This is a genomic window from Pigmentiphaga litoralis, from assembly GCF_014651835.1.
In the GTDB taxonomy this organism is placed as follows: Bacteria; Pseudomonadota; Gammaproteobacteria; order Burkholderiales; family Burkholderiaceae_B; genus Pigmentiphaga; species Pigmentiphaga litoralis.
In genome coordinates this window covers 2735571-2749346 of the sequence record NZ_BMXQ01000001.1, presented here as the reverse complement: position 1 = coordinate 2749346, position 13776 = coordinate 2735571, and the positions used below count along the sequence as shown (strand labels likewise).

The following is a 13776-nucleotide window of genomic DNA, read 5'->3' as shown; positions in this document are numbered from 1 at the left end:
CAACGTCATTCGCCGAGGGCGAAGTGTAGTGGACAGGGCTCATTGCGCACCGCAGGCTCTATCCACGTCGCAATACGGCCTGCGCCGTCTGACCATAGGCGGCCCGGAAGCAGCGGCTGAAGTGCGACAGATCGCTGAAACCGAAGGCGAGGGCGGCATCGGTCACGCTTTGCGCCGACCCATTGGATAGCGCTTCATGGGTTGCCCGCAAACGCTGCGCCAGCAACCAGCGCATGGGCGTGACGCCTTCCGCCGCGAACATGCGGATCAGTGTCCGGGTCGATACATGGTGCGTGTGCGCGATGGTGACCGTATCGAGATCAGGATCGCCCAGCCGGTCCAGCATGTAGCGCTTGACCTCGCGCAGCCTCCGCGTCGCCGCGGTATCGCGCGCAGCCCGTTGCTCGCCTGCGTGATCGAGCGAGCTGTCCAGAAGGGTTGACCAGATATCCAGCGCCGCGTCGCACAGGCGGTCTGCCGTGGCGTCTGTCAGGCCTTCTGGCGATCGTGCGACCTGCCGCGCCAGGGTGGCCGACAGTCGTGCAAGCGGCATGTCCCGGGCGATGCGTTGGGCCACCATGCGTTCGGCGCCAGGAACGCGCGCCGTCAGACACGCACGAGGCATGACCACCATGATCGCCGCCGACGTCGATGCAAACGTCAACGAAAACGGACGGGCCTGGTCATGCAACGCCAGATCGCCGGGCGCAAGAACGGCAGTTCGTCCGTCCTGCTCGATCCACGTCGTTCCGCTTCGGGCGATCCACAGCAGGAAGTCGTCACGCGGATCGCGCCGGATATCGGCAGGTGAACGCGTGACTTCGAGCTGATCGCCATTCCGAAGTTCGGAGGCGATCTCGCTGATCGCGACGGGCCCGAAGGGGCGCACTCGCACGCTTGCCCGGAAGTGCTGGTCCGGGACGCCGCGGCTTTGCGTGGTCGAGTAGTTGCGGCAGGTGGCGTGGTGCCAGGTTTCGAAGCTATCGCCAGGCCGGACAAGGGCATAGGGCTGCATGGACAACTCCTGCGACGGAAGGATGGATGTCGCTCATGGCAAAGCGCGTGGCGCCTGCGGTCAAGCGTCTCGCATCCGGAAATTCTACTGTGGGATTTCTGTGTTCCCTTGCCTGGAGTCCACCATGCCGTATCAGCTCGAATCCATCGATCCTCGCAAGACCGCGGTCATCGTCGTCGACATGCAGAACGATTTTGTCGCGGATGGCGCGCCGCTCCAGTCCCGGCAGGCTGCCGAGATGATGCCCCGGCTCGCACGCACGCTTGACGCCTGCCGTGAACGGGGCATCCGTGTCATCTACACGTCGCACGTGCATCGCAGCGACGGCTGCGACATGGGCCGCTATAGCGATTTGTACCCGCCGGTCGCCAGCCGGGCCGCGCTCATCGATGGCACGGCAGGTGTGGAGATCCATCCCGGGCTGGCGCCGGCACCTGGTGAGCACGTGATCAAGAAGCACCGCTACAGCGGCTTTTTTGCGACCGACATGGATCTGATCCTGCGCGAATGGGGCATCGATACCGTGGCCATCACCGGGACGACGACCGAGAACTGCTGCCATGCCACGGCGCGGGACGCGATGTTCCACAACTATCGCGTCGCCTTCCTGTCGGATGCGACCGGAACGTTCGACTATCCGGATCTGGGCTTTGGCGCCATGAGCGCAGCGCAAGTGCACCAGGCGACGTTGACCATCCTGGCTTTCTCGACCGCCCACGTCATGACCTGCGAGGATTTCCTGGGGCGCGCTCTGGCCAGGTAGTCCGGGGGCCACACCCCGACATGGCTACACTCTGGTCGACTTGGTCTCCCGACCTGCTCGCACGGATGTGCCCATGACGCGTTCCCCCTCCTGGATCGAAGACGGCAGCCGCCATATCTGGCTGCCGTATACCCAAATGAAGACGGCCGCGCCGCCCTTGCCGGTGGTGCGCACGTCCGGCACGCGCATCGAACTGGCGGATGGCCGCAGCCTGGTCGATGGCATTGCATCGTGGTGGACAGCCTGCCATGGCTACAACCATCCGCACATTGCCGATGCCATCCGCGCGCAGTTGGAGGTCATGCCGCACGTCATGTTCGGCGGGTTGACGCATGAACCGGCGCTGCACTTGGCGCAGCGGCTGGCGGGCTTGCTGGGCCCAGGCCTGGACCGGGTGTTCTTTACCGAATCCGGGTCGGTGGCGGTCGAAGTCGCCATGAAGATGGCGATGCAGTATTGGCTCAATCGCGGCGAGCGGGGCCGGTCGCGTTTCCTGGTCTTCAAGGGCAGCTATCACGGCGACACGTTCGGCACCATGGCCGTGTGCGATCCCGAGGACGGCATGCATGCCCTGTTCAAAGGACTGCTCGCGGCGCACGACGTGGCGGCGCTGCCGGTGGATGATGCATCGATGGTGGCGCTCGATGCCCACCTTGCGCAGCATGCTGACAAACTGGCAGGCATCCTGGTGGAACCGTTGGTGCAGGGCGCAGGCGGCATGCTGATGCACTCGCCTGTCGTGCTGCAACGATTGCGCACGCTGGCCGACCGTCACGGTCTGCTGTTGATCTTCGACGAGATCTTTACCGGCTTCGGACGAACAGGCAGCCTGTTCGCGTTCGAGCAGGCGGGCGTCAAGCCGGACATCATCACGCTGTCCAAGGCGCTGACGGGCGGCACCTTGCCGCTGGCCGCCACCGTGGCAAGCGAACGCGTGTTCGACGCGTTCCTGTCCGACAATCCCGGCCATGCGCTGATGCATGGCCCCACCTTCATGGGCAATGCGCTGGCCTGCGCGGCGGCGCATGCGTCACTGGATCTGTTCGAACGGGAACCGCGCCTGGATCAAGCCGCGGCGATCGGCGCGGCGTTGCGCGAGGGGCTGGCGCCGTGCAAGGACTTGGCGTGGGTGAAGGACGTGCGCACGCTGGGCGCGATCGGCGTCGTGGAACTGACCCGCATCGACGACATGAACCGGCTCAAGCAGCGGCTGATCGATCAGGGGGTATGGGTGCGGCCGTTCGGGCGCATCGTGTATCTGACGCCAGCATTGACGATGGCGCCCGATGACCTGGAACGGCTGATCCTGGCGGTGAACACGGTGGTGGCGGCAGGGCCGCCCTGATCCCGAGCGCGCGGCGCCCGGATCCCTAACGCGCGGCGCGCCGCCCGGCGCGTTTGCTGGCCGGCACCTGCAGCGCTTCCGGATCGAGCGCGTTCAGGTGTTCATAGACCGCTTCCATGGCGGACTTCAGGCGCAGCACTTCAGCCTTGCCGAAGCTGTGGATCGCCACTTCCTCGAACTGCATGGCCAGCGGAATCAGCTCTTCCGCCAGCGCGCGTCCGGCCGCCGTCAGGTTGATCGCCACGACCCGCGCGTTGTCGTCCAGGCGGTGCCGCGTCACATAGCCACGCGATTCCATCGTCCCGATCAGCCGCGACAGCGTCGACACTTCCATGACTGTCGCCTTGCCCAGTTCATTGAGCCGCTGGTCGCTGCGTTCCCATAACGATGCCAGCACCCGGTACATCGGCAGGGTCAGGTCATACGGTTTGAGACGTTCGGTGAACAGTTCACCGATGCGCACACCCACGCGGTTGAGCAGGTATGGGAACGAGTCGGTCAGTCGATACATGGGTGTCTTCGGGGTGACCCGGGGTGGGAAAACCCCGAGCAAAAAAGGAGTGAAATCGACTGTACAACAATTGCAGACGCAACAGTTGTGTGTGAAACTTTGCCAACGGTTCACAGAGCCCCGGGTTCACAGAAACCCGATGGAGGAAGACACATGACTGCCCAAGCACTGACGCACGATGTCGCCGATCACGAATCCGTCCAGCGCGACTTTCGCCTGGCCATGCGCGGCATCGCATCCACCGTCACCATCGTGACCGCTGGCGACCGGGAACGCGGCCATGGCATGACGGCCACCGCGGTCTCATCCGTATCGCTCGACCCCGCCGCCTTGCTGGTCTGCATTCACCAGAAAACCCTGCTGCACGACATCATGTCGTCCACCGACGGCTTCTGCGTGAACGTGCTGTCCGAAGACCACATCGATCTGTCCAACGCCTTCAGCGGCGGCGTGCCCCCTGCGGATCGTTTCCTGACCGGCGACTGGTCCGAGACCGACACCGGCATCAAGTACCTGACAAGCGCCCAGGCGCGCATCTTCTGCAGCAAGCAGGTGGTCGTCCCCTTCGGCACCCACACCATCTTCATCGGCGCGGTGCACGACGTCCAGCTCGCCGACAACACGTCCCCCTTGCTCTACCGCAACGCGACCTATTGCCGGTCCACGCCCGTCGCGGCGCGATGATCCGCCGTCTCGCCCTCACGTCCTCTCGCCCTGGGCCACCCACGGGCGCATACCGAAAACAAGATCAAGGAGTTGACCATGAACAGTTTCGTGGAGCATGCCGTCCTGGACGCGCCGCCGCGCACCGCCTTCGACAAGGCCGCCTTGCTGCGCGGCATCGAAGCGCTGTCCCCGCAGATCAAGGCCGCCGCGCGGCAGACCGAACGTGACGGCCAGGTGCCCGACTCGCACATGCAGGCGCTGCGTGACATCGGCTATTTCGACATCGTGAAGCCGCGTGAATTTGGCGGCTACCAGGAACACTTCGACGTGCTGGTCGAGGCCAACCTGCAACTGGCCCGCAGCTGCGCATCGACCGCCTGGGTGGCTGGCTTGCTGTCGGCGCATCAGTGGCTGGCCGCCAGCTTTCCGGTCGAGGCGCAGCGCGATGTGTGGGGCGACAACCCCGACGCCTTGCTGTGCGGCTCGTACGCGCCGGCCGCCAAGGCAGGCGTCGATGCGGGCGGCTATCGGCTGAGCGGCAACTGGAGCTTCAGCAGCGGCTGCGAGAACGCCGACTGGGCCCTGTGCGCGGCCATGATCCCGGCCCTGTCGGGCGAAGGGCTGGAGCCCGCCTTCTTGCTGGTGCCCGCTGCCGATTACACGATCCTGGAAACGTGGGACGTGGTCGGCCTGGGCGGCACGGGCAGCAAGACCCTGGAATTGAAAGACGTGTTCGTACCGGGCCATCGGGTGCTGACCTTTGCGCAGACCACGTCGGGCAACACGCCGGGCGCCGGCCACTACGCCGACGACCTGGCCTTCCGGGTCCCGATGCTGACCGTGATTCCGTCCTGCCTGGCGTCGGTGGCCGTAGGCGCCGCGGCCGGCGCGCTGGACGACTATCTGGAAGCCACCGGGGCGCGCGTGACGCGCGGCGCCGTGGCCGGTGCCCATCAGAAGATGGCGGAATTTCCGACCATCCAGTTGCGGGTGGCCGATGCCGCGGCAAGCACCGATGCCGCGCAGGAAATCCTGCTGCGTGATCTGCGCCGCGTGACGGACAAGACGCTGGCGGGCCACGCCGTGACGGTCGAGGACCGCATCGTGAGCCGCCGCGGCCAGTCGTTTGCGGTGTCGCTGGCATTGCGTGCGGCAGAAGCCTTGAATGCATCAACCGGCGGTCTGGGCCTGAATCTGTCGAACCCGGTGCAACGCGCCTGGCGCGACGTCAATGCCGTCAGCCGCCACATCAGCATGAACTGGGACGCCGTCGGCACGATGTACGGGCAGATGGCCCTGGGCTTGACGCCGCGCGGCCAGTATTGACCTCCACCCCACCGCTTTATCCATTCGACAAGGATCCGAGATGACCGGAAAAATTGCGCTCGAAGAACACTTCGCCACGGAAGAGACACTGATGGATTCGGCCGGTTTCGTGCCGGACAAGGACTGGCCCGAACTGCGTTCGCGCCTGCTGGACATCCAGGACCGCCGCCTTCGCCTGATGGATGAATACCAGATCGAGACGATGATCCTGTCCTTGAATGCGCCGGCAGTGCAGGCCATTCCGGATACGAAGCAGGCGTCCGAAGTCGCGCAACGCGCCAACGATTTCCTGGCCGAGCAGATCGTGCGCCAGCCCACCCGCTTTCGCGGGTTCGCCGCGTTGCCGATGCAGTCGCCGGAACTGGCCGCGAATGAACTGGAACGGTGCGTGCGCGACCTGGGTTTTGTCGGCGCACTGGTCAATGGTTTTTCGCAGGTCGAGAACCCCGACCACGCCGTGTATTACGACCTGAAGCAGTACTGGCCGTTCTGGGAAAAGGTCCAGTCGCTGGACGTGCCCTTCTATCTGCATCCGCGCAACCCCTTGCCGAAAGACTGCGCCATCTATGACGGTCACCCGTGGCTGATGGGACCGACCTGGGCGTTCGGGCAAGAGACCGCCGTGCATGCGCTGCGCCTGATGGGTTCGGGACTGTTCGATGCCTATCCGGATCTGCGCATCATCCTGGGTCACATGGGCGAGGGACTGCCCTACAGCATGTGGCGCATCGACCATCGCAACGCGTGGGTCAAGACAACGCCGAAGTATCCGGCCAAGCGCAAGATCGTTGATTACTTCAACGAAAACTTCTACCTGACGACGTCGGGCAACTTCCGCACACAGACCCTGATTGACGCGATCCTGGAGATCGGCGCCGACCGCATCCTGTTCTCCACCGACTGGCCATTCGAGAACATCGACCACGCATCCGACTGGTTTGCGTCAGCAAGCATCAGCGAAGCCGACAGAAAGAAAATCGGCCATACCAATGCGGCGAAGCTGTTCAAGCTCAATATGTAGCCCCCCCGCGGCGCTGCGCGCCACCCCCAGGGGCGACACCAGCGGACCGGCAAAGCCGGATCTGCGGTGTCCCAGTGGGGGCAGCGCGGGTGCGGTGCGTTGTCTCGTTTGGCTAGAGGTGAAGGCCCTCTAGGGGTCGGCGTCTTTCCTTGATGGAGGTCATGGTGGACTGGTATCGCCAGATCCGTTGTGCCTCTGCGCGCGTCGTGCGTGGGCCGAGTTTGGGGGTTGCAGAGACTTTTTCGTATCGGAAGTGCGAGGTGGCACGTAGAGGCTGCCCGTTCAGGACAACAACCGTGGCATGGCCACCGATGGAGAAGACAATGAAGATCAGGAATCGCTGGTGGGTGGTGGTAGGGTCCGTGTTCGGGCTGTTTGTCGGCAATGGGCCGATCATGCAATTCACCTTTGGCGTGTTCCTGCTGCCGGTGACGAAGGCGTTCGGGTGGGAGCGGTCGACGACGTCGTTGGCCTTGGTGATCGGGTTGACGATGACGGCGTTGTTCGTGCCGGTCGCGGGCCGGTTGATCGATCGGTTCGGGATACGGGCGGTCACCTTGCCGTCCATTGTGTTGTTCGCCGCGGCAACCGCGTCGTTGGCCTTGTTTGCCGATACGCCCGCCAAGTTCATGATCATCTATGCGTTGATGGGCATTGCGGCGGCGGGGCAGACGCCGCTGCCATATGCGAAGGCGATCTCGGCCTGGTTCGATGACAAGCGCGGGCTGGCGCTGGGGGTGGCGATGGCGGGCGTGGGACTGGGCGCGGCGCTGGTGCCGCAGTATGCGCAGGCTTTGCTGACGGCGTTCGGGTGGAAGGGCGCCTATCTTGGACTGGCGGCGCTGACGCTTGTGATCGGGGTGACCGCGGTCTCGCTGGCGGTGCGTGAGCCGGACCAGATGCGTCCGGTGGCAGGTACGACTGCCGTGGCCTTGCCGGGTGCCACGGGTCGTGAAGCCTTGCGGTCGGGTGTGTTCTGGAAGCTGGCGCTGGCCTTTTTTGCAGTCGCATTGGCAACCAATGGCACCATCGCGCACGTCGTGCCGCTGCTGGTGGATCGGGGTATTGCACCGGGTGTGGCGACGACGGCCATGGCGTTTGCCGGTGCCGCCTTGATCGGCGGAAGGTTGTTGGCAGGCTATCTGCTGGACCGGATTTTTGCACCGTATGTGGCGGCTTTCTTCTTTGCGATTCCGTTGATCGGGATCGGCATGCTGCTCGCCAACCTGCCGCCGCAATACGCTGCGTTGTCGGTGGTGCTGGTGGGGTTGGGGCTCGGCGCCGAGGTCGATCTGATCGCCTTTCTGCTGTCGCGGTATCTCGGGCTGAAGAGCTTTGGCGAGCTGTATGGTTATCTGTTCGCAGCCTTCATGCTGGGCTCGGGCGCAGGGCCATACATCATGGGTCTGGCGTTCGACAAGACGGGTGGCTATGCGACCGCATTGTCAGCGCTGTGTGTGGCCTTGCTGGCAGCGTGCGCGTTGATGATGTCCCTAGGTCGCTATGTGTTCCCCAGGATGGAGTCCCCCCATGGCGCTTCGGGCCTTCCCCAGGGGCGACACCAGCGGACCGGCGCGTTGAGCCCCCCCTAGGCGCGGTAAGCCCCCCCATGGCGCTTCGCGCCTCCCCCAGGGGCGACACTGGCGGACCGGCGCGTTGAGCCCCCCCTAGGCGCTTTGCGCCTCCCCCAGGGGCGGCACTGGCGGACTGGCAAAGCCAGATCCACCGTGCCCTGGGTGCGGGTGGTAGCTGGCTTAAAGGGGTGTATCCAGACGTGTGCGGTACGGCGGGCCTGGGCGGGCGGGAAGGGGTGATCGGGTAGAGTAGGGGTCTGCCGCCTTCCTTGCCGTCCATCATGTCGCTTTCGCTGCAACGCATCTTTCCTGCCCTGTCCGAGCCTACGCTCCGGCGTTATCTGACCGGGCAGGTGGTGTCGGTCCTGGGCAGCTGGACGCAGAACGTGACGCTGAATCTGGTGGTGTATCACTTGTCGGGGTCGGGCGCGGTGCTGGCCTTGCTGAACTTCCTGCTGTACGGTCCGCAGCTTGTGATTGCCCCGATCGCGGGGGCGCGTATTTCGTCGCACAACGCCCGGCGGACCACGTTGGCTGTGTTGTACGCGTCGCTCGCGGTGGCGTGCAGTCTGGCGGTGCTGTCGGCATTTGGCGTGCTGACTTTGCCCCTGATCCTGGCGCACGCGATCGTGATCGGTGTGCTCACCTCGATCGAGTCGCCCGCGCGGCAGGTGCTGCTGGTGTCCTGCCTGGAAGACGCGGCGCTGCTGCCCAATGCGGTGGCCATGAACACCATGGTCTACAACGTGGGCCGGATGGTGGGGCCGACGATCGCGGCCGTGCTGTATCCCACCCTGGGTCCACCCGTCGCCTTCGCCACCTACGCGGTGGCCTTGTGCGTGATGGCGTGGTGCGTGCGGTCCATGGTGATCCAGCCGCGCATGACCAAAAAGGGCGACAGCCGCGGCGGCCTGCGCGCGGCGTTTGCCTACATCCTTGATGACCCCTTTACCGCCAAGTACCTGTCGATCCTGGCCTGCATGGGCCTGTTCGCGGGCAGCTACCAGACGCTGGTGCCGCTGATCGCCGACCGTGTGTTCCACGACGCGGCGACCTTCACCGGCGTGTTCTTTGCGGCCGCCGGGGTGGGGTCCCTGAGCGCAGCCGTGATCCTGTCATCGGCCATCGGGTCGATGATGACGCAGCGGTACCTGAGCGTGGCGCCGTGGATCGCGGGCGTCGCGCTGGCCGTGCTGGCGCTGGCGGGGCATGCAGCGCTGACGGCATTTGCGTTCTTTGCGCTGGGTTTCAGCCTGACCTTCAGCGCCACGTCCACCAATGCCACCATCCAGCGGCGTTGCCCGGATTCCGTGCGTGGCGCGCTGGTGGGCATGTATGGCATGGCCTACAACGGCACCATGCCCTTCGGCTATCTGTTGGTGGGCGCCGTGTCGGAGGCCCTCGGTGTCCAGGGCGCGTTCGGTGCAATGGCCGTAGTGCTCGGTGCCAGCCTGACGTTGCTGACCGTGTTGCATCGGGTCAAGGCGGCGCACTGAAGGGGCGCTTGGCCGCGCCTTTGTTGCGGGCCGTGGGCCGGCAGGTCAGTGTCGCTGGCACGCGGCGCACTGAAGCACCGCCTCCGCCGCGTCAATCCGCCGTTGCGCCTGACGCCTTCACCACCGCGCCCAGCCGCACGTTTTCCGACTTGATCAGCTTTTCAAACTGTTCCGGCGTGCCGCCAACCGCAGGCGTGCCAAGTGCCTCCCAACGCGCGCGCAGTTCGGGATCGGCGAACGCGGTATTGACTACCTGGTTGAGTCTGTCAACGATCGGCCTCGGCGTGCCGGCGGCCACTGCGATGCCGTGCCATCCGGACATGTCGAAGCCAGGCAGGCCGGATTCCGCCAGCGTGGGCACGTCCGGCAGGGCGGCGCTGCGCTGGGCCGTCGTGACCGCGATTGGCCGCAGGCGCCCGGCCTTGATGTATTGCAGCGAGCTGCCCACGATGTCCAGCATCACCGGCACTTGCCCGCCGACCAGATCATTCAGCGCCGGACCCGCACCCTTGTAGGGGATGTGCTGCATGGTGGTGCCGGCGGCGCGATTAAACATTTCACCGGCCAGGTGTTGCGGCGTGCCGCTGCCGGCGGACGCGAAGCTGAACAGTTCCGGCTTGGCCTTGGCCGCGGCAATGAAGGACTTCAGGTCCGTGGCCTTGACCACATTGGGATTGACCTCAAGCACCATCGGGAAGGCCGAGATCTGCACGACCGGTGCAAAGTCCTTGATCGGATTGAAGGGCAGCGCCTTGTACAGAGTCGGGTTGACAGCCATCGGACCGCTGGCGGCCAGCAGCAGGGTGTGGCCATCGGGCTCGGACTTGGCGACCTGGTCGGAGCCGATGTTGCCACCTGCGCCCGCCTTGTTTTCAACTACCACCGACACGCCCAGCTGCTTCTGCATCGATACCTGCAGCAACCGGGCCATCAGGTCGGTCGGACCGCCGGGCGGGTAGGGCACGATGAAACGGATGGGCTTGGAAGGATAGGCATCGGCCGCCATCAAAGTGGCGGGGAGCATGGCAGCGGGCAGCACGGCGGCGCAGGCCAGCGCCAGCAAGGTCTTCTTCAACATGGGTGTCTCCTGCGCTTTCAATGAGCGCGTGGTGTGTCGTGTGTCTTCTAGTTATATCCAGGCGCCGGATGGACTCCGGTCGCCGTCCTTCCTGCTTTAAATAGCCGTCGAAGCATTCAGCCGAACCGCCGCCGCACATCATCAGCCGTCGCCAGCCGGCGGCCACAGTCCAGTCCGGCCTGCGCCGCCTGCTTCACCAGCGCCGCGTTGTCGGGCGCGATGCTGCCATCTTTCAGGTACAGATTGTTTTCGAAGCCGACCCGCGCATGTCCGCCCAGCGCCGCAGCGGCGGCCGCGCACGCATGTTCGTGCTTGCCAAACGCGCACATGGCCCAGGGGTAGGTGCGATCATCGGCGGCCAGGAAGGGCAGCAGGTCCGCGGGCAGCGAGGTCTGGCCCGCGGTGTAGCGGCCCAACACGAACAGCAGGAACCAGGGCGCTTCGGGCACGATGCCGCGTTGCCGATAGGACTGCCACTGCGCCACGTCCGCGGTGTCATACAGAATCACCTGGGTCATGACGCGTTCGCGGGCCAGCCAGCTGAACAGCCTGGCGACGCGTTCGTCGGCTTGCGGTCCCACCGCGACTTCACGCAGGCCCACCGACACGGCTTCGGGCGCAACTGCCATGACCGACGCGACCTGTTCGTCGGGCGCATACACCTGCGCCGCTTCGGTGGTGATCTGGATGACCAGTTCCTTGCCGACGGCGCGGCGCACGGTCTCGGTCGCCAGCAGGTAGGCGGCGGGGTCCAGGCTGTGCCGCTCGTCTGCGGCACGCACATGCATGTGGATCATGGCCGCGCCGGCGTCCAGGCAGCGTTTGGCGGTATCGGCCAGGTGCTCGGGCGTGACCGGCAACGCGCCGTGGTCGGCCCGTTTCTTGTACGCGCCGTTCGGCGCCACGGTCAGGATCAGCGGTTCGGCAAAAGCGGTGGCGGCATCAATCATGGTCAGGTCCCGGTTGGAGCGGTGGCAGTTCCTTGGCAAGCAGGGTCAGGCCGGCCTTGAGCAGATCATCGTAGCGCTTGCGTTCAGCGGCAATGGTCTCGGGCGTCCAGGTATAGAAGCCCTGGCCCGTTTTCATGCCCAGATGCCCCGCGGCCACGCGGTCGCTCAGGGCTTTGGCCGGCAACGGCGAGTTGTTCAAGGTCGGATACATGGTCGCGCCGGCGGCGCAATGCACTTCGATCCCGGCATGGTCGCGCTGCATGACGGGGCCGGCGGCCAGAAAGCGGAAGCCAAAGCCGAAACGCACGGCGGCATCGACATCTTCGGGCGACGCAATGCCCTGGTCGATCATGTCGAAGGCTTCCCGCGACAGCGCATGCTGAAGCCGGTTGGCCAGAAAGCCCGGCAGGTCCTTCTTGACCAGCACCGGCACCATGGCGCAGCGGCGCATGAAGTCGGACAGAGCCTGCGCGTGTGCGAGCTCGCTTGCGCCGCCCATCACGACCTCGACCAGCGGCACCAGGTGCGCGGGCATGAAGAAGTGCAGGCCCAGCATGCGGCCGCCGGTGCTCAGGCCCTCGGCAATCGCGCTGATCGGAAAGCTGGAACTGTTGCTGGTCAGGAGGCAGTCCGGCCGGGCCAGTTGTTCCAGCCGGGCAAACAAGGCCTGCTTGATATCGACGCGTTCGGGAATGCACTCGATGACCAGGTCGATGCCCGACCAGTCGATGTCGTCCAGGTCGGCCACGACCGACACCAGATGCGCCTGGGCCGCATGCGTGTCGAGTGCGGCGGCCAGTGTGCCGGGCAGGGCCTCCCGGCGGGCGGCGGACGACTCGACGATGATAGTGGGGCAACTGGCGCGGGCCAGCACCGCGGCAACGTCGTTGCCCATGGTGCCGCCACCAACGACCACGGCGCGCGACTGGGACGGATACATCAACATGAGAAGGCTCCCTTCAAGACAGCCGGTCAGTCTATGCCCCGTCCGCTTATCGGTTAAGCGCTCGTTTTTGATATATTGATCGAAATTCAAGATAAATCAATGAAAGCCGACCTGTCCACGCACGATCTGCGCACCTTTCTGGCCGTGGCGGGCACGCTCAGCTTCAGCCAGGCGGCGACACAGCTGCATCTGTCGCAGTCGGCGGTGTCGTCCATCGTGCTGCGGACCGAAGCGGCCGTGCAGGCGCGCCTGTTCCAGCGGACGACCCGCAAGGTCAGCCTGACCGCCGCCGGCGAGCAGTTCGTGACGGATGCGACCGAGGTGCTGGCGCGTTTTGACGCCGCCGTCGGCGCCGTGCGGGACATTTCCCAGCTGCGCAGCGGGTCGGTGGCGGTGGCCGCGCTGCCCTCGTTCGCGGCCAAGCTGATGCCGGACCTGTTCGCTGCCTACAGCGCCCGCTATCCGGACATCCGGCTGCGGCTGATCGACACCTTGTCGGCCCCGGCCTTCGCCCTGGTCCAGCGGGGCGAGGTGGACTTTGCCCTGACGGCGGCTGACCCGGCCTATGCCGACCTGACCTACCAATCGTTGACCGAAGACCGGTTCGTGCTGCTGATGCCTCGCGGTCATCCCCTGGCCGGCGCCGCCCCGATCCCGTTCGCGTCCTGCCTGGCCTACCCGCACGTGTCCATGTCGCACCCGACCAGCGTGCGGCAATACGTGGCGGCAGCGGCCTTGCAGCACGGCGTGCAGTTTTCGCCGGCCTACGAGGTCGACCACCTGATGACGGTGGCGGCCATGGTAATGGCCGGATGTGGCGTCGCGGCGCTGCCGTCGGTGGCCGCGGCGGTGGTGGCGCAAGCTGGACTGGTGCAGCGCGACCTGGTCGACCCGGTGATCCGGCGGCCGATCGGACTGGTCTGGCGCGCCGATCGCGATCTGTCCCCAGCGGCGCGCGCGATGGCGGATCTGCTTCTGGACCGGGTCGGTGAGGGCTTGCTCACACCAGACGTAATAAATTCCTCAATTCTCTCCTGATCCTGCCGTAAAGGTGCTCACACTCGTTCGCGTGATTCCCACGGCCC

13 protein-coding genes are annotated in these 13776 nt (G+C 65.4%); 8 read left to right on the top strand and 5 right to left on the bottom strand.

Features of this window, described 5'->3' with window-relative positions:
* Nucleotides 1–58 precede the first annotated feature (58 nt).
* Nucleotides 59–1015, bottom strand: coding sequence for a helix-turn-helix domain-containing protein (locus IE116_RS12450; protein ID WP_189612861.1), 957 nt, complete (start codon nt 1013–1015; stop codon nt 59–61).
* Between the two features lie 124 nt (nt 1016–1139).
* Here IE116_RS12450 and IE116_RS12445 point away from each other — a divergent pair, with 124 nt between their 5' ends.
* Together IE116_RS12445 and IE116_RS12440 are read left to right on the top strand one after the other, a co-directional pair.
* On the top strand, nt 1140–1778 hold the full coding sequence (locus tag IE116_RS12445) for a cysteine hydrolase family protein (protein WP_189612859.1): 639 nt from the start codon (nt 1140–1142) through the stop codon (nt 1776–1778).
* Nucleotides 1779–1851: 73 nt separating this feature from the next.
* Complete coding sequence (locus IE116_RS12440; RefSeq protein ID WP_189612858.1) at nt 1852–3123, top strand: adenosylmethionine--8-amino-7-oxononanoate transaminase; 1272 nt, start codon at nt 1852–1854, stop codon at nt 3121–3123.
* A gap of 25 nt (nt 3124–3148) precedes the next feature.
* On the opposite strand, the gene IE116_RS12435 is transcribed toward IE116_RS12440, so the two are convergent.
* Nucleotides 3149–3634, bottom strand: coding sequence for a MarR family winged helix-turn-helix transcriptional regulator (locus tag IE116_RS12435; protein ID WP_189612856.1), 486 nt, complete (start codon nt 3632–3634; stop codon nt 3149–3151).
* 153 nt (nt 3635–3787) lie between these two features.
* Here IE116_RS12435 and IE116_RS12430 point away from each other — a divergent pair, with 153 nt between their 5' ends.
* The 5 genes from IE116_RS12430 (at nt 3788) to IE116_RS12410 (ending at nt 9717) form a co-directional block, all read left to right on the top strand.
* Nucleotides 3788–4318 (top strand): flavin reductase family protein, encoded by a 531-nt coding sequence (locus IE116_RS12430; protein WP_229828122.1) that lies wholly within the window; start codon nt 3788–3790, stop codon nt 4316–4318.
* Nucleotides 4319–4396: 78 nt separating this feature from the next.
* On the top strand, nt 4397–5626 hold the full coding sequence (locus IE116_RS12425; protein WP_189612854.1) for an acyl-CoA dehydrogenase family protein: 1230 nt from the start codon (nt 4397–4399) through the stop codon (nt 5624–5626).
* Between the two features lie 40 nt (nt 5627–5666).
* A complete protein-coding gene (gene tsdA, locus IE116_RS12420) occupies nt 5667–6647 on the top strand; it encodes a gamma-resorcylate decarboxylase (protein WP_189612852.1) in 981 nt (326 codons plus the stop codon).
* 323 nt (nt 6648–6970) lie between these two features.
* A complete protein-coding gene (locus IE116_RS12415; protein ID WP_189612850.1) occupies nt 6971–8239 on the top strand; it encodes an MFS transporter in 1269 nt (422 codons plus the stop codon).
* A 263-nt stretch (nt 8240–8502) separates the two neighbouring features.
* A complete protein-coding gene (locus IE116_RS12410; protein WP_189612848.1) occupies nt 8503–9717 on the top strand; it encodes an MFS transporter in 1215 nt (404 codons plus the stop codon).
* A 91-nt stretch (nt 9718–9808) separates the two neighbouring features.
* Here IE116_RS12410 and IE116_RS12405 read toward each other — a convergent pair whose 3' ends face one another.
* The 3 genes from IE116_RS12405 to IE116_RS12395 form a co-directional block, all read right to left on the bottom strand.
* Entirely contained in the window at nt 9809–10795 is a 987-nt protein-coding gene (locus IE116_RS12405) for a Bug family tripartite tricarboxylate transporter substrate binding protein (RefSeq protein WP_189612846.1), read from the bottom strand.
* A 116-nt stretch (nt 10796–10911) separates the two neighbouring features.
* Entirely contained in the window at nt 10912–11745 is an 834-nt protein-coding gene (locus IE116_RS12400; protein ID WP_189612844.1) for a beta-keto acid cleavage family enzyme, read from the bottom strand.
* Nucleotides 11738–12691, bottom strand: coding sequence for a 3-hydroxyacyl-CoA dehydrogenase family protein (locus tag IE116_RS12395; RefSeq protein WP_189612842.1), 954 nt, complete (start codon nt 12689–12691; stop codon nt 11738–11740). Before IE116_RS12395 ends, IE116_RS12400 begins: the two co-directional genes overlap by 8 nt.
* A 99-nt stretch (nt 12692–12790) precedes the next feature.
* On the opposite strand from IE116_RS12395, the gene IE116_RS12390 reads away from it, so the two are divergent.
* Complete coding sequence (locus tag IE116_RS12390; RefSeq protein ID WP_189612840.1) at nt 12791–13729, top strand: LysR family transcriptional regulator; 939 nt, start codon at nt 12791–12793, stop codon at nt 13727–13729.
* Nucleotides 13730–13776: the final 47 nt, after the last annotated feature.